This is a genomic window from Vibrio coralliirubri, from assembly GCF_024347375.1.
Classification (GTDB): domain Bacteria; phylum Pseudomonadota; class Gammaproteobacteria; order Enterobacterales; family Vibrionaceae; genus Vibrio; species Vibrio coralliirubri.
Map to the genome: position 1 here is coordinate 2,002,179 of NZ_AP025471.1, position 15,411 is coordinate 2,017,589.

At 43.7% G+C, this 15,411-nt stretch carries 13 protein-coding genes and 1 pseudogene; 10 read left to right on the top strand and 4 right to left on the bottom strand.

What is annotated here, in order from left to right:
* Positions 1–283: 283 nt before the first annotated feature.
* A complete protein-coding gene (gene kdgR, locus OCV20_RS25615; protein ID WP_086773587.1) occupies positions 284–1,069 on the bottom strand; it encodes a DNA-binding transcriptional regulator KdgR in 786 nt (261 codons plus the stop codon).
* Between the two features lie 246 nt (positions 1,070–1,315).
* Here kdgR and kduD point away from each other — a divergent pair, with 246 nt between their 5' ends.
* The 7 genes from kduD to OCV20_RS25650 all read left to right on the top strand — a co-directional run bounded on the left by kduD (position 1,316) and on the right by OCV20_RS25650 (position 9,425).
* Positions 1,316–2,077 carry a 2-dehydro-3-deoxy-D-gluconate 5-dehydrogenase KduD gene (kduD, locus tag OCV20_RS25620; RefSeq protein WP_048609765.1) on the top strand — a complete coding sequence of 254 codons (762 nt, stop codon included), beginning with the start codon at positions 1,316–1,318 and terminating at the stop codon, positions 2,075–2,077.
* 18 nt (positions 2,078–2,095) lie between these two features.
* Positions 2,096–2,620, top strand: a complete 525-nt coding sequence (locus OCV20_RS25625; protein WP_086773588.1) for a YgjV family protein — start codon at positions 2,096–2,098, stop codon at positions 2,618–2,620.
* 7 nt (positions 2,621–2,627) lie between these two features.
* On the top strand, positions 2,628–2,948 hold the full coding sequence (locus OCV20_RS25630) for a cupin domain-containing protein (protein WP_010431369.1): 321 nt from the start codon (positions 2,628–2,630) through the stop codon (positions 2,946–2,948).
* Positions 2,949–3,020: 72 nt separating this feature from the next.
* The gene (locus tag OCV20_RS25635; protein ID WP_086773589.1) at positions 3,021–3,659 is read left to right on the top strand and encodes an RpiB/LacA/LacB family sugar-phosphate isomerase; all 639 of its coding nucleotides are present in this window, start codon (positions 3,021–3,023) and stop codon (positions 3,657–3,659) included.
* A 405-nt stretch (positions 3,660–4,064) separates the two neighbouring features.
* The gene (locus OCV20_RS25640) at positions 4,065–5,831 is read left to right on the top strand and encodes a sodium:solute symporter family protein (RefSeq protein ID WP_050652775.1); all 1,767 of its coding nucleotides are present in this window, start codon (positions 4,065–4,067) and stop codon (positions 5,829–5,831) included.
* 159 nt (positions 5,832–5,990) lie between these two features.
* Positions 5,991–7,415 carry a glucuronate isomerase gene (gene uxaC / locus OCV20_RS25645; protein WP_086773590.1) on the top strand — a complete coding sequence of 475 codons (1,425 nt, stop codon included), beginning with the start codon at positions 5,991–5,993 and terminating at the stop codon, positions 7,413–7,415.
* Between the two features lie 9 nt (positions 7,416–7,424).
* Entirely contained in the window at positions 7,425–9,425 is a 2,001-nt protein-coding gene (locus OCV20_RS25650) for a heparinase II/III domain-containing protein (RefSeq protein ID WP_086773591.1), read from the top strand.
* Between the two features lie 299 nt (positions 9,426–9,724).
* Here the strand turns inward: OCV20_RS25650 and OCV20_RS25655 are convergent, their stop codons facing one another.
* Together OCV20_RS25655 and OCV20_RS25660 are read right to left on the bottom strand one after the other, a co-directional pair.
* Positions 9,725–11,236, bottom strand: a complete 1,512-nt coding sequence (locus OCV20_RS25655) for a DUF1214 domain-containing protein (protein ID WP_086773592.1) — start codon at positions 11,234–11,236, stop codon at positions 9,725–9,727.
* Positions 11,237–11,303: 67 nt separating this feature from the next.
* Complete coding sequence (locus tag OCV20_RS25660) at positions 11,304–12,092, bottom strand: hypothetical protein (RefSeq protein WP_086773593.1); 789 nt, start codon at positions 12,090–12,092, stop codon at positions 11,304–11,306.
* A gap of 129 nt (positions 12,093–12,221) precedes the next feature.
* Between OCV20_RS25660 and OCV20_RS25665 the strand changes: the two genes are divergently transcribed.
* Positions 12,222–13,148, top strand: a complete 927-nt coding sequence (locus tag OCV20_RS25665; RefSeq protein ID WP_086773594.1) for a LysR family transcriptional regulator — start codon at positions 12,222–12,224, stop codon at positions 13,146–13,148.
* 38 nt (positions 13,149–13,186) lie between these two features.
* On the opposite strand, the gene OCV20_RS25670 is transcribed toward OCV20_RS25665, so the two are convergent.
* A complete protein-coding gene (locus tag OCV20_RS25670) occupies positions 13,187–14,101 on the bottom strand; it encodes a LysR family transcriptional regulator (RefSeq protein ID WP_261881464.1) in 915 nt (304 codons plus the stop codon).
* 131 nt (positions 14,102–14,232) lie between these two features.
* Between OCV20_RS25670 and OCV20_RS25905 the strand changes: the two are divergent.
* Together OCV20_RS25905 and OCV20_RS25910 are read left to right on the top strand one after the other, a co-directional pair.
* Positions 14,233–14,523, top strand: a pseudogene (locus tag OCV20_RS25905) (DUF1254 domain-containing protein); the annotation flags it as partial.
* Between the two features lie 486 nt (positions 14,524–15,009).
* Complete coding sequence (locus OCV20_RS25910) at positions 15,010–15,285, top strand: hypothetical protein (protein ID WP_048614917.1); 276 nt, start codon at positions 15,010–15,012, stop codon at positions 15,283–15,285.
* Positions 15,286–15,411 lie beyond the last annotated feature (126 nt).

The following is a 15,411-nucleotide window of genomic DNA, read 5'->3' on the forward strand; positions in this document are numbered from 1 at the left end:
CAGTAATTTAGATAACACATCATTATGTATAACCCTTTTACTCTTTTAAATCATGGAATTGTTGCCAAATCCCTAAAATATCTGGTTTGGGTGATCTTCGAGATCATGGTTCATAGTGGGTTATAGGCTTGACGGTCTTCACATGATTTGAGGAAGGGGAGGGATTTATCTGAGCTCGATGTTGTTCAACTTTACGCACAGCATGACTTGTCGATGATTCTTGGGCTGGTAATCGATGGGACAATTCGCAATAAAAAAGGCAGCAATAATTGCTGCCTTTTCATTATTTGATTGGGTAATCATTAAACCCTAATTGCTTGGATATATTTCTACCTGCGTTGTGCAGTAACGCCACATAGTGAGCTTTTTTCTCTTCATCAAATCGAATGGTAGGAAATGAAATTGAGACACCGGCAATTACGGTACCAAAACGGTCGTAAACTGGAGCTGCGATACAACGTAAGCCTGGCTCTTGTTCTTCATTATCTTCGCCAAAGTGCTGTAGCTTAACCGCTTTAAGTTCGTTGATAAGTTGGTCGACGTTTTCAAGGGTATTTTTTGTGCTTTTCACAAACTCGGCGTCTGCCAACTGAGTGCGAACGAATTCTTCGTCACGTTCTGCCAATAAAACCTTACCAATCGCAGTCGTATGCAGAGGGTTTCTTCGACCAACGCGCGAGTGCATGCGCAGCGCGAAGCTAGAATCGATCTTGTGTATGTAGATGATAGATCCATGGTCCAACGCACCTAAGTGAATGGTTTCACTAGTCTCTTCTGAAATCACACGCATCTCTTTCTCTGCAATTGTGATCATATCAACCCACTCGAGTGATTTTGAACCAAGTTCGAACATCTTTAATGTGAGTGAGTATCGGTCAGCTTCGCCTTGTTGAGATACATAGCCAAGCATTTTCATTGTTTGTAGAAAGCGGTAGGTAGTGGCTTTAGACATCATTAGACGTTGTGAAAGGTCTGATACGCCTATTTCCTTCTGTTCCCCCAGAGATTCAAGAATATTAAAAACTTTTAATACCGATGAAACGGCTTCTGGTTGGGTGGACTTCTCCATTTTTCTTCCTTTGGGCTATCTAATATCAAGACAAAATACCACTTTTCGTAATTTCTAAAAAGCCTTTTCAAAAAAATAAAAAACGAGAACGATCGACTTCAAAGTTTTAACTTAATTAGAAATTATTTTTGAAATGTCGTTTCAAAAATAATTGTCAGCAACGAATTTATGTTTTATTGTATGACTAAATCGAGTGGGCGAAATTACAGAAATGCCACAACACTAAACGTAATTGAGGAAGCGAACATGATGTTAGAGTCATTCAATCTGGAAGGTAAAGTAGCGATAGTGACGGGTTGTGATACCGGCCTTGGTCAAGGTATGGCAATTGGTTTAGCTGAAGCTGGATGTAAAGTGGTTGGCGTAAATCGTGTTGAGCCAACAGATACCATCGAAAAAATGAATGCAGCGGGTCATACGTTTTTAGACGTACGTGCTGACCTCCTAAAGCAGGAAGATATTCCTGGAATTATAGATAAAGCGCTGACTGAGTTTGGTCACATCGACATCCTTGTTAATAATGCCGGCATTATTCGCCGAGAAGACGCGATTGAGTTCTCTGAGCAAAACTGGGATGACGTAATGAACATCAATACTAAGACCGTTTTCTTTATGTCTCAGTCTGTTGCGAAGCAGTTTAAAGCGCAAGGCACTGGCGGCAAGATCATTAATATCGCATCAATGCTCTCTTTCCAAGGTGGTATTCGTGTTCCTTCGTATACTGCGTCTAAGAGTGCTGTAATGGGCATCACCCGTGCAATGGCGAACGAATGGGCGAGCGATAACATTAATGTTAATGCGATTGCACCTGGATATATGGCAACCAACAATACTCAAGCACTGCGTGAAGATGCTGATCGTAACCAAGCTATTCTTGAGCGCATTCCTGCTGATCGCTGGGGTACACCAAAAGATGTCGCTGGCCCATGTGTGTTCTTAGCATCACCGGCATCGGATTACATTAATGGTTATACCATTGCTGTTGATGGTGGATGGTTAGCACGATAAATGTTTTTGTAATATAAGATGGTTAACGAGATCGTTGCACAAGCTGTAGGGCTAGTAAGTTTCCTTCTGGGCCTTTCGACCTTTTACCAGAAGGACGACAAAAAGCTCAAAGTGGTTATGTTGATGTTGAACGTTAACCATCTTATTCACTTTTTATTATTGGGTTCCATTACATCGGCAATCGGTGCTTTGATTTCAGCACTCAGAACTGGCACCGCGATGTATACCAAATCGCTGTGGGCTGCAGGGTTATTTATTACGCTCGCGGTTGGCAGCGGAATCGGTTTTGCTCAGCATTGGTATCAACTTCTGCCTTTAGCGGGAACGATTATTGGAACGTACTCAATATTTAGATTGAACGGCATTGCACTAAGAATCGGCTTTTTATTGGGAGCTGCATGCTGGCTAACTAATAATCTGATTATTGGTTCAATTGGTGGCTCGCTGATGGAAATATCAGTGATAGGGATTAACCTCGTTACTATTTTTCGTCTATACCAAGATAACGCCAAGTGCAAAATTACGCCGCAACAACAGGAATAAAAACGACATGTTTGTGTATAACGAAGACGTGAAAATGGAAGATCTTGGCGCGGGAGTTTCTCGCAAGGTGCTTGCTCATAGCGAGAACGTGATGGCTGTAGAAGTTCATTTCGAAACCGGCGCTGTTGGTGCGTTGCATACCCATCCTCATGAGCAGCTCACATACGTATTGTCGGGAGCCTTTGAGTTCACTATTGGCGATGTAACGAAAGTGGTGCGCGCAGGCGACACTATGTACAAAGAGCCGGGTATCGAACATGGCTGTGTTTGCCTAGAAGCCGGTGTATTAATTGATAACTTTACGCCAATGCGTAAAGACTTTGTTTAAGCTCTAAATTTTTTAGAACGAACATTTGAGCACTAATTTTTAAATTTGCAGTAATGCTGCGGGAGAAAGTAAATGAAAATCGCACTAATGATGGAAAACAGTCAAGCAGGCAAAAATGCAATGGTATCAGCTGAACTAGAGTCAGTTGCTGGTGGTTTTGGTCACGATGTTTTCAACCTAGGAATGACAGATGAGAACGATCACCACTTAACGTATATTCATCTAGGTATTATGGCGAGCATTCTGATTAACTCAAAGGCTGTTGACTTTGTTGTGACAGGATGTGGTACTGGCCAAGGTGCTTTGATGTCGCTGAACTTACATCCCGGCGTGGTTTGTGGTTACTGTTTAGAGCCTTCTGATGCATTCTTGTTTAACCAAATCAACAACGGCAACGCTATCGCGCTCGCTTTTGCGAAAGGTTTTGGTTGGGCTGGTGAACTGAACGTTCGTTACATCTTTGAAAAAGCGTTCACAGGTGAGCGTGGTCAAGGTTACCCGTTAGAGCGAGCAGAGCCACAACAACGCAATGCCGCGCTTCTTAATGAGGTAAAAGCAGCGGTAGTGAAGGATAACTTTATTGATTCACTGCTCGCTATCGATCAAGATCTAGTGAAGACAGCTGTGGGTAGCCCCCGTTTCCAACAGTGTTTCTTTGATAGCTGCCAAAACCAAGAAATTGCAGATTATGTTCGTTCGCTTTTGGACTAATTCTAACGCTTGATTTCAGAGAGCCAGCCCAATGAGGCTGGCTTTTTTATATCCGGTGTTTGGATAATTAGTGGCTGATATTCAGTCAATACCAAAGCAATAGGCGCCTGAGTCATGGCTTGGTATACCTCCTAGGCTCGTAATTTGGTCGCTATATCCCTAGGTTACTTGATCTCTTTTTGCCTCTTCTCGCCACGATGTATCCAAATATCCATCAATGATCTTTTCAACCTAAAAAGCGCTGATCTCAATAATCCAACCTCGATCTCATTTGTATGACTTTTGCATTATTTGGATCACAAAAATCACAGATTACCCTTAAATAAAATGTCGTTAATGCAATAATGAAACGGTATTTTAAAAATTAAATCATTTAAACGGAACAATAATGAAAAGGGGTTCGTAATGAATATCGACATGCTCGTTGTTGGTGTCTATTTTATCTTTATGATAGCGATTGGCGTCATCTTCAAACGTTTTGCAGGCAGCTCTACCAGTGATTACTTTCGTGGAGGAGGCAAGATGTTGTGGTGGATGGTTGGCTCTACCGCATTCATGACGCAGTTTAGTGCTTGGACATTTACTGGCGCTGCGGGTAAAGCTTTTACCGATGGGTTCCCAATCATGGTTATTTTCATGGCGAACGCATTTGGCTTTCTACTTTCGTGGTTGTTCTTTTCATACCGCTTTCGACAAATGCGTGTTGTTACACCTATTGAAGGGGTGCGTCGTCGCTTCGGTGCAACGAATGAACAAGTGTTTACGTGGGCGACAATGCCGACAAGTGTGGTTTACACCGGTATTTGGCTAAATGGTCTCGCACTCTTCGTTAGTGCTGTGTTTAAAGTGGATATCGAAACCACGATCGTTGTGACTGGCTTGATTGTTCTCTTCATTTCAGTACTGGGCGGAGCATGGGGGGTTGTTGCTTCAGACTTTGTACAAATGGTTGTGATCATGGCGGTGACGGTGGTTTGTGCTGTGGCTGCATTGGCAAAAATTGGTGGTCCAGCGAATCTTATCGAGCAATTCCCTGCCGACAGTGTCATGGGCTCTGATATGAACTATCCATTGCTGTTCGTATCTTGGTTTATCTTCATGTTCGTTAAGCAGCTGCAAAACATCAACAACATGCAAGATTCATATCGTTTCTTAACGGCGAAAGATTCTGTTAACGCACGTAAAGCGGCACTCCTTGCGTTTGTATTGATGCTGGTTGGACCTGCAATTTGGTTCTTACCACCTTGGGTAACTGCAATTATCTATCCTGAAGCGGCAACTGTGCACGCGGCTGAACTTGGTAGTAAAGCAGCTGATGCAGTCTACCTAGTGTTTGTCGAAAACGTCATGCCGGTTGGTATGGTGGGACTGCTTATGTCGGCTGTATTTGCAGCAACAATGTCTTCAATGGATTCAGGTCTAAACCGAAATTCAGGTGTGTTTGTGCGTAACTTTTACGCGCCAATCATGGACAAAAATGCGGATGACAAGAAGCTGATGCGAGTGAGTCAATTCATGACCATGGTCTTCGGCATATTGATCATCATGGTGGCGTTGTTCATTAACTCTCTTCGTGGCTTGAGCCTTTTCGACGCAATGATGTACGTAAGTACGCTGTTACAAATGCCAATTCTAGTGCCGCTATTCTTCGGTATGTTTATTAAGAAAACCCCCGACTGGGCAGCCTGGGCGACATTGGCTGTGGGCATGTTGGTGTCTTACATCGTGAGTTTTGTGCTTACAGCAGACGTCGTTGCCAATCTATTAAACCTAGAGGTTCCGTTCACAGGACGTGAAGCGAGTGACCTAAAAGTTCTGCTTGGGGTTATTGGTCACCTTGTGATCACAGGTGGTTTCTTTTGTCTAACAACTAAGTTCTACAAAGAGCCAGTGGGCGAACGAAACACAGAACTTAAAGAGTTTTGGAGTGATGTTGCGACTCCTGTTATCGAAGAGGAAGGACAAGATGAAATGGATCGCCAACAACGCGACATGCTAGGCAAACTCATTCTGGTTTTCGGTGCACTTGTAACGGCGATGGTACTAATCCCGAACCCGTTCTGGGGTCGCATGGCCTTTATCTTCTGTGGCGCAGTGATTGTTACTGTGGGTTCTCTGTTATTGAAGAGTGCGAGGAAAACGCCTCGGTTAGAAGTATCTACATCCAAGTAATCGGCAATAACTAGTCATGTAAAAGTAACAAGGGTATAGGCCAGAGGGGGCGCTCTCTGGCTTATATGAACCACCTCGTAGAGGGGCTTTAGGAAACAATTTCATGATTGAATTTTTCCCTAAAGTTTATCAATACAGTTTTCTACAAGAGTTTGAATTATGTCTTCATACATACATAAAGATTTTCTATTGCAGGGGGACACTGCCAAGCGTTTATATCACGATTACGCGGCAGGGCTTCCCATTATTGATTATCACAACCACTTAGATGCCAAAGAGATTTATGACAACCATCAATACGACAATATTGCTCAGGCTTGGTTGAGTTGCGATCACTACTTGTGGCGTGCATTACGAAGTAACGGAGTCGATGAGCATTACATCACAGGTGATGCGAGTGATTATGAAAAGTTTCAAAAGTGGTGTGAGAGCATGCCGTATCTTATCGGCAATCCGCTGTATCACTGGTGTCATTTGGAGCTTAAGAGATACTTCAGTCTCGATTTACTACTCAACTCAGAGAATTGCGAGGTTATTTGGCAACACTGTAATCAAAAACTCAGCCAAGAGTCTCACCGATTCCAAAGTCTGCTTAAAGATAGTCGAGTCGATACCTTGTGCACTACCGATGATCCACTTAGCGATTTGAGCTATCACGATAAACTGAATTGTTCAGAATTTGCTGTACAAGTCTTGCCGACATTTCGCGCTGACAGCCTAATTGAAATAGAGAATCAAAGTAGTTTTCAAAAGACACTCCATTCACTGGCGTTCATCACTGACATTAATGTCGTCGATTTTGCAAGCTACGCTCAAGCAATCACGTCTCGTGTGGACTATTTTGCCCAGAATAACTGTCGATTATCTGACTTGGGGTTAAAAATTGTGGATTTTTCACACTATCACCCTGATGTACTTGATCAAGCTATAACAAAGGTTAAATGTGGTGATGTGCTGAATAGTGAAGAAATCTCGCAGTTTAAGACGGCCGTTTTTGAAGTGCTTGGCAAGGCTTATCATAAGCATGGTTGGTCGATGCAAATTCATATTGGAGTGTTAACTAATGTTAATAAGCGCCGCTTTGATGATCTAGGTGGCGGTACGGGTTTCAGTGTTATCAGTGACAACCCAATTGCAGAAAACCTGAGTCATTTATTGAGTTTGTTAGATCAAGACCGCCAACTCCCTCAGACCATCGTATATAGCCTTAACCCGAAAGATAGCCCAGTGCTTGGGTCAATTATAGGCGCCTTTCAAGACAGTGATGCGCAGCCAGGTAAAGTGCAGCTTGGTTCTGCGTGGTGGTTTAACGATCATAAGGCGGGTATGGAAAAACAACTTCAAGATCTAGCAAATTTAGGGTCTCTAGGACGCTTTGTCGGAATGTTAACCGACTCTCGCAGCGTATTGTCACTCTCTCGTCATGACTATTTTCGTCGTATTCTATGTAACTTACTCGGTAAGTGGGTCGATGACGGGGAATTACCGAATGATGAGCCTTTGCTTAAACAGAGTGTCGAGAATATCTGTTATCAAAACGCCAAACAATACTTCAATTTTCATTCATCTAAAGATTTAGTATAGGTATCCATTATGCTGCAGTTTACCTCTCAGGAAATGGCGGTCATTCGTCAAAATGCCAGCCAAGAGATCATCGAACAAATTATTCATGATAATCAGGTTGTGCTTACTTCAGACACTCTCGTTCCACCTGATGCCCGCGCAACATGGAATTTATATTATTTTTGCCCCACGCATGGGGTTCGCTTAAGTTGGGATAGAGACCGACCCACTGAACATGTATGCCCTGTTGATGGCGAGGTGCTTACTGGGGAACCTTATGACGGTGCATGGTGGCGTTGGCTTAATGGGCTCAATTCGAAAGCGTGTAATGACCTAGGCTTGCTTTGGCACATTACTCAAGACCGCAAATACTTCGAAAAAGTTCGTGAGATCTTATTGGGTTATGCAGAATACTACCCGAATTACGAAGAACACGGCGGAATTCCATATAACGGTCCAGGAAAAGCAAATGCGCAGACTCTCTGTGAAGCGAATTGCAATATTGATTTTGCCCGAGGCTATGATTTCGTTAAAGAGCAGTTGAATACCGAAGAGCAATTGTTTATTGAACAGCGCTTGTTACGCGAAGGCGCTGAGTTCCTGATGCAACATCGAGCTGATCAATTGCATAACCATGAAATGAAGATTTCTGCGACTATTGGCGTGATAGGCTTGATACTTGGTGAGCGAGAATTCATCGACTTTGCGGTGAGCACCCCTTATGGCTTGAAGTATCAGTTAGAGCATGGTGTAAAAGGGGAGGGCTTATGGTTTGAAGGTTCTATCCATTATCATTACTACGCTTTACAAGCACTTCTGAATTTCGAAAAAATGGCATGTAAAACAGAGTACTCACTACAATCGGTGCCAAACTTCCATACCATGTTGGCGTTCCCGCTCAAGCTACTCATCAATACAGGTGACTTTCCACGTCTGAACGATTGTATTGCCGGTCAAGAGAAGTTAACTCATAGCCACCTGTTCGAATTCGGGTATCGTGAGTTCCGAGACCCTTTATTTGCATCTGCGTTGCAGAGCATCTATCAAGATAAGCCACGCAACAATATCGACGCGCTGTTGTACGGTGTTGATGCATTACCTGTGGCAGAGCCGCTTATGTGCCAATCTATTCGCGCAGAACAATCAGGCGTCACGATCATGCACGATCGAGAGCACGATAACATGCTATTAATTAAGCACTCTCCGTATGGTGGTGAGCATGATCACTATGATCGACTAGGGGTGATCATTACTCGAAATGGTAAAGAAATTTTGCCTGACTTGGGAACAACAGGGTACGGTGCTGAACTGCATTACGGGTATTATAAAAATACGGTGACGCACAACACCTTGGCGGTGAATCAGAAGAATCAACCGCCAGCCAACCCTCAAGTGAATACGTTTGTAAAAGAACAGTCCTACACATGGTTAGACACACAAACAGATTGGTGTGGTGAGTTACCGACGGTCGATAGCCATACTATTGTTCAGTGGGATTTAGCTGCGTACAAAGACGTTGTGTTTCGCCGTCAAATTCTGTGGTTAGGGGATGTGGCGATTGAATTCAATACTGCGGAAAACCCTCACCACCAACAACTAGATTTGGTCTGGCATGTCAGAGGACAACACAGCGCTTTGACAAAGGCACAAGGTTGCGACAATCCACTAGATGGGCCTTTAGCAAGAATGACGAGCTGCCATGAGATGCCTCTTAAAACGTCCACTAATTTACGTTATTCGATTGATGGACAAACCGAATTCAATCAACAGCTAATAACGGACAGTTCAGCGACTCTGTTGTTGGGGTATGCGCCAGACAATCCTGCAACCAGTGATTTAGCGTACACGATTTTGCGTAGCCAAGAAGCGGTTCTTAAAGTTGCCACGGTACATAACTTGACGCAAAACGATGAGGTTCGAGTTTCTGATATCGAATGGCTATCGGACGTTATCAATTTAAGCTTGGTAAGAAATGGAGTGGCACAATCTATTTCAATTAACCAAGAAACGGGTGTTACTTTATTCGTTTGACTGAATAAAAATGTTAAAGAGTTGTAACTCGCTGAATTTCACGAGTTCACCCCAAAATAAAAATCCCCTCAAGCACCTTTCTTGAGGGGATTTTTTATCAGTCGTTGATTAACTTGTTAGCCGTTAGCCGTTAGCCGTTAGCCGTTAGCCGTTAGCCATCTACTCTTCATCTTTGGTTAGGTTCCTAAGACGGTACCCTTGGTTTTTACAATTTGGCCAAAGTAAAAAAGAGGAGCATTGAGGCTCCTCTTTTATCGTAGGTCGTAAAGGACTTAATCGGTATTACATAGACTTAACAGCTAGTCCACCCGCTTAAAGTTAGGCAGTAAGGTTTCTGGCTGCTGCGCTACAAATGCTTTACTTGGTGAGTATGCGCGGAAGTAAACAAACCAGTTTTCGTCTTCTCGAGTTTGCACCCAGTTAGCCTCATTAACGCCCGCTGGCTTAGTTGGTGAAAAGTGGAAGGTGTAATTGCCTTGTACATCTTTAACTGTCCCTTCAATGTTAGAACCCACGTCGGCACGCTCAATATCGTTGTCGATGATGGCGCGGTTCTCTACGTTGTAGACTGTAATTGTCCAGAACAAATCGGCGAAATTTACATCTCCATCTAGCGTCAAAGTATAGTGGTTACTGCCATTTAGCCCTTTGCCATTGTCGTCACGGTAGTTGTCTAGGTAGATCTGACCCCAGCCGCCATTTTCAAAACCGTGCATTGCTACGTCGTTAGTTACAGCTTCATAGAACCAAGCTGCACGTCCATCGAGATCCATACCGTAGTAACGATCTTGGTTTGGTGTTGAAGCCGTCGCGACTTCCCAAAAGTTGCCTTCTTTACCGTAAGCTGCGTGTGGCAAGCGTTCTGTTTTGTTGAAGTCGATATTCTTAACCATAGCTTCCCCCATCACCACAGCTTGCTCTAAGATTTCACGCTGCTGACCTGATGGTTCAAACGTCTTACCTTTCTCGATACCCAGTGGGCGTAGCATGTCGTGCATCATGCGATCACGCTCTGCTACTGGTTCAGCTTGAATGGCTTCATTCAACGTATTCCAAAATGCCATGCCTCTTGGGTGTTTGGCATCTTCACCACGCTCAGGGAAGTTTACGCCGTTATCACTCAGTGGCTTGCCGTTAAGGTCGGTAATTTTCAGGGCCTCTAAGTCTTTCATACGTTGCTGGTCTGAATCTGCCATTAAGCGAACGCCGAAGAAAACATAGTTGGTGTCTGACTCAAAAACCTTAGCGCCTTTTGGCAGGTTGCTCGGTGTTTCAGACCCTTTGGCTTTTACCACGTAGATGCCCGGCTCAGTCATCTGAGAAATACCGATTTGCCACATAGTGTGTACTGCGCCGCGCAGTTCATTTGTGGGGATTTCTATAATAACGGGCTCTTTTTCTACGTTAAACCAAGTAATCGCGTAAGGCGTAGAGGTGTTGTAAGTTAAGCCTCCTAGCTTAGATTCATGAGACTCAACATAAGTAATTTGACCATCCTCTGCACCCATGTCGGCATAGGCTTGTTTCCATGCGTAGTTTGACACCAAAGGCACGGACCAAATGTAAGCTTGTGACGCGCGTTGATAGTCCATCAGTTCGAACAGTTTTGCTGAGCTTTCTTGTGTTGGAATACCATGAAGAAAGTCGGTTTCGAAAGTGAAGTCTCCCGCACGTGTTTGAAGGGTTTCTGTTGGGTTATCGTTTCCAGCAATCGCCGTTGCTGAAAACAAGGCTGTTACAGAAACGAGCATCGCTGTTGATCGCAGTGGATGTGTGAAAGTACCGGTAAGGGCTTTAGATATCATGTTCATAATGTGTCCTCAAAACTTAAACTTATTCGTTCAAGCGAAACCGGCTCGTTAAAGCCGAAATCACTACTTAAAATTGGTAGTTAAATTCGATGCGGTGATCACCGTCTTCGATACTGGTGTTTTCTGTCCAGTTTGCGAAATAACGAACGTTGGCTCTTGGATTGATTTGATAGCTCGCTGCAAATTCATGTGCGAGTACTGAATCATTGCCCTCAAAGCCAAAATCTTTGAACGTTGATGACCCTGACATTGTGCCTAAATACATAGGGTTGTAGTTCAACCAAACCTTGTCGGTAAGTTGCATTTTTGCGTACATACCCGCCACGTAGAAAGTACCGTGCATGTTGTAGCGGTCGCGAAGCTGATCGGCGTCGAGATCGCCTCCAGTGCCTTCAACCAACTCTTCACCAGCAGCAACACCGACACCTGCAAGCGGATAGAAATTAAACATGCCCATTTTTGGTAATGCCTGAATAAAGCTATAAGACGCGCTACCTTGGTTGCTATCGAAATCCCAAGACATATCAACTTGAGTACCTCGACCATTGGTTAGGTCGACCCCAAAGTTTCTAAAGCGGATTGAGTCAATACTGTCGTCGGCACCTCGGTTGTTCCAACCAACAGCTTCACCAGCGATGCCTTTGATTTCGAACACATTCATGCCCATGGTCGTGTCGCTGCCTGTGTCGTAGGTTTGTCCTACTTTGAGGTTTAAGCCATTATCTGTGTAGCCGAAGCCAGCTTGTGTGTAGACCGCCAATGGGTCTGACATGTCTTGAACTTCTGTTTCTTCAGCGATAACACCGCTGGCCAACAAAAGAGGAGTTAGGGAAAGGATAGAACGTTGTAATAACATAGCTGCCTCATAGAGTTATCTCACTACATCCGTGTACATCGTGAAGGTGGGACAACTATACAAAGTGGACTTTGTTAAGTTAATTCATATAAACTTAACCATTCGTTAAGCAATGCTTTATGGTTAGCTATGAAACTGAACAACGTCGACCTGAATTTATTGAAAGTGTTTGTGGTGGTATATCAAGAGAAGAGCTTGCGAAAAGCCGCTGAGAAGCTGTTTGTTTCGACACCTGCCGTTAGCCAAAGCATCAAGAAGCTTAAGGAGTCTCTAGGTGAAGAATTGTTTGTGTTGTCCCATAAGCAGTTTTTGCCAACCCCTTATTCAGACGACCTGTATCGACGAGTTTTTCCTTTATTGGACGGGCTATTCACGGCGATAGAAGAAGGAAAGCAGTTTAATCCTGCGGATTTAAGCGAAGATTTCAAGATAGAGGCAAACCCTCATATCCTGCCTTGGTTGACGCCCGCTCTTTTTCATCAGCTATCAATAGAAAGTCCATTTTCAAGGCTGATCAGTCATACGAGTTCCCAAAATTCTTTAGAAAGGCTCAAAAGTGACGAGATTGATTTTGTCATTCACTTTGAAGCTGAGAATTTGCCTGCTGAGATCATTGCTGTACCGCTCGTGAACTTAAAGTTTGTATTGGCAGTGAGAGAAGATCATCCTTTCAAGGCGTCCATCGCAACGATTGATGATTTGTTGTCGTTTCCATTTGCTCACGTTGACCTTGCTTATTTCGACCAAAACAAACATTCACGGTTGGAAGAGGAAGTCTTGAGCCAAGGTAAGACAATTAATATGGCGTTGCGAACGACTTCTATTGTTGGGTTAATTGAAACGATCAAGCACTCCAATATTATCGCTCCTTGTATGCCTCCGGTGATTGAACAACATAAAGGCATATTGCGCTCAATCGCGATTGAGGGGTTGGAAGAGGGCCCCGAGGAGATGGAGGTGTTCGCCTATCTTCATAAGAAAAACCAGCACTCAGCCAAATACAAATGGCTGCTGGATTTGATTGAAACGGCGATGGCAGAGGCTAATCACCAGTAAGAGCTAGCTTTGTTTTTCAACTTTTAGAGATGCGGTAACTAACCTCTGAATACCTCTTCGATACACGATTCCAACCAGCGCATTTTCGGTTGATTGCGATGTTTACGCCCGATAGTCATGCCAATATCGCCATTTGGCATATTGGGCATATGAGGAAACTGCACAAAGGAAAACTCATCTGAAAGCGAATTAGCCAGTAGTTTTGAGCATGGGAATAATACGTCGCTCTGTTTTACTATAGACAATAAGCTGTGTAAGTAAGTCGAACGTATTTTGACCTCAGTCTTGATGCCGACATCGGCTAACACGTTTGGTGCTAACGCAATATTGTCGTTCCAATCACTGACGACCAAGCTCGCTAATTGCAAAGGTTCTTGCTGGTCACTTTTCAATAATGTGTTGGCAAGTGGGTGGCCTGTGCGGCAAACCAATACAAAATCATCACTTGCGATACGTTTTTGGTATACCTGTTTAGATAGTTCTAATGGGTAATAATTGACCCCTAAATCAACCTCGCCAGAGGTGATTAAATCCAACGTATGGGCACCCCAATCCACAATGTTCACTTTCACCTTCGGCGCCTGTGTTAACAATATTTGAGTTAGCTTTGCGGAGATGCTGTTGGCAATAAATCCGTTAATCGCGATGTTCACAGTGCCATCAAACTGAGCAACGTCAAATTCGGATTCAGGTTCAAGCACTTGTTCTAACTGCGATAACACGGGTAATAAAGTCTGCTTGATTTCAAGCAACTTGGCGGTCGGTTCTAGGCCATGTTGTGAGCGTATAAACAACTCATCGTCAAAGTACTCACGTAGCTTTTGTAGTGAACGGCTGATAGAGGGTTGGCTTGTAAACAACAGATCTGAAGCCTTGCGTGTATTCTTTACCTCAACCAACACCTTTAATACTTTAAGTAAATTGAGGTCTAGTTGTTTAAAGCGGTTACTCATCATCGCGAGACTCCATCATCGAAACTGTTTAGATATACCCAAATTGTATATCTTGATTTCATATAATCAATTGGAGTATATCACGGAGCGTCTACATACTGAGTTCATCGAAACAAACATGAGAAACCATTATGAAGAAAACGACGTTAGTGACGCTATTGGCGTTAACTGCATTTGGCGTAACGGCCGCAGACAATAACAACTCAGCGGTTTATGACCACGCGGCTATCGGTGGTGTTAATTGGGATAACTATCCTGAAGCGGAGTCTGACTGGAACTTCCTTGGCCTGCAAAACAAAGTGGGTGTTAACCATTGGCTGCACGCTGACCCAGTATCCAAAGACGCGCAAACGGTGATTCGCTCAAATCGTGATGTCGTTTATTCAACTATGGTTGTGGATGTATCAGAAGGCGCAACATTCCATGTGCCAGACGAAGACAATGATTACTTCCAGATTATTCATATCATGGACGAAAATCATCTTGTGCATAAAGTGGTTCGCCGAGGTGAAACACTTCACCTAACGGCAGATGATTTGACGACCGGAACTCATGTTCATGTGCTAGCAAGAACGCGTATAGCAGATTCTATTGAAGACACTAAGCGCCGCCAGAGTTTACTTTCTATTAAAGCGAACTCTAACAAGCCTTATCAAGGTAAAGGATATAACCCAAGTGACGTTGAAAACTACCGACTGAAACTTATTAATAACGTGATGCAACACGGCGCGCCTATTGAAGGTTTAAAGGGATTTGGTGCGACTTTGGATGACGTAGAAGACCATCACTTCAAGTACGTGACGGCATTTGGTTATGCTGGGTTACCTGCAGACACTGCGCAGTATCTAGAGCGTGTTCCTGGCCAAGGTAAAACAACGTGCCAAGAGTGGACGATTCCAACGCCAAATCTGGACGTTGAGGGGCGCGGTGGTTACTACTCTCTAACCACTTATGGAGCGGATGGTTGGATCGACTCTGAGCACTTCTATGCTTCTGGCGAATCCATGCGTGATAACGGTGATGGCACAGTGTCTGTCACATTCAATTGTGGTACCGGTACAGCTTATGATTTTGAAGTGTCTGAAGGTTGGGCTGGTGTATTACGTTTGTACGAGCCAGTCGATGTGAATGAAACTTTGGAATACATGGAGACGCTGCGTCAGATTGAGATTAAAGAGCTTTAATATCTTTTCTAATGGCTGAAATGTTCCCAAATAAAAATCCCCTCAAGAACCTTTCTTGAGGGGATTTTTTATCAGTCGTTGATTAACTTGTTAGCCATTAGCCATTAGCCATTAGCCATTAGCCAT

What these genes read in the sequence shown, in the direction of transcription:
- kdgR (WP_086773587.1), bottom strand. Translation starts at nt 1,069, where the DNA reads ATGGAGAAGTCCACCCAACCAGAAGCCGTTTCATCGGTATTAAAAGTT.
- OCV20_RS25635 (WP_086773589.1), top strand. Translation starts at nt 3,021, where the DNA reads ATGAAAATCGCACTAATGATGGAAAACAGTCAAGCAGGCAAAAATGCA.
- OCV20_RS25630 (WP_010431369.1), top strand. Translation starts at nt 2,628, where the DNA reads ATGTTTGTGTATAACGAAGACGTGAAAATGGAAGATCTTGGCGCGGGA.
- OCV20_RS25640 (WP_050652775.1), top strand. Translation starts at nt 4,065, where the DNA reads ATGAATATCGACATGCTCGTTGTTGGTGTCTATTTTATCTTTATGATA.
- uxaC (WP_086773590.1), top strand. Translation starts at nt 5,991, where the DNA reads ATGTCTTCATACATACATAAAGATTTTCTATTGCAGGGGGACACTGCC.
- OCV20_RS25625 (WP_086773588.1), top strand. Translation starts at nt 2,096, where the DNA reads ATGGTTAACGAGATCGTTGCACAAGCTGTAGGGCTAGTAAGTTTCCTT.
- OCV20_RS25665 (WP_086773594.1), top strand. Translation starts at nt 12,222, where the DNA reads ATGAAACTGAACAACGTCGACCTGAATTTATTGAAAGTGTTTGTGGTG.
- kduD (WP_048609765.1), top strand. Translation starts at nt 1,316, where the DNA reads ATGATGTTAGAGTCATTCAATCTGGAAGGTAAAGTAGCGATAGTGACG.
- OCV20_RS25650 (WP_086773591.1), top strand. Translation starts at nt 7,425, where the DNA reads ATGCTGCAGTTTACCTCTCAGGAAATGGCGGTCATTCGTCAAAATGCC.
- OCV20_RS25670 (WP_261881464.1), bottom strand. Translation starts at nt 14,101, where the DNA reads ATGAGTAACCGCTTTAAACAACTAGACCTCAATTTACTTAAAGTATTA.
- OCV20_RS25655 (WP_086773592.1), bottom strand. Translation starts at nt 11,236, where the DNA reads ATGAACATGATATCTAAAGCCCTTACCGGTACTTTCACACATCCACTG.
- OCV20_RS25660 (WP_086773593.1), bottom strand. Translation starts at nt 12,092, where the DNA reads ATGTTATTACAACGTTCTATCCTTTCCCTAACTCCTCTTTTGTTGGCC.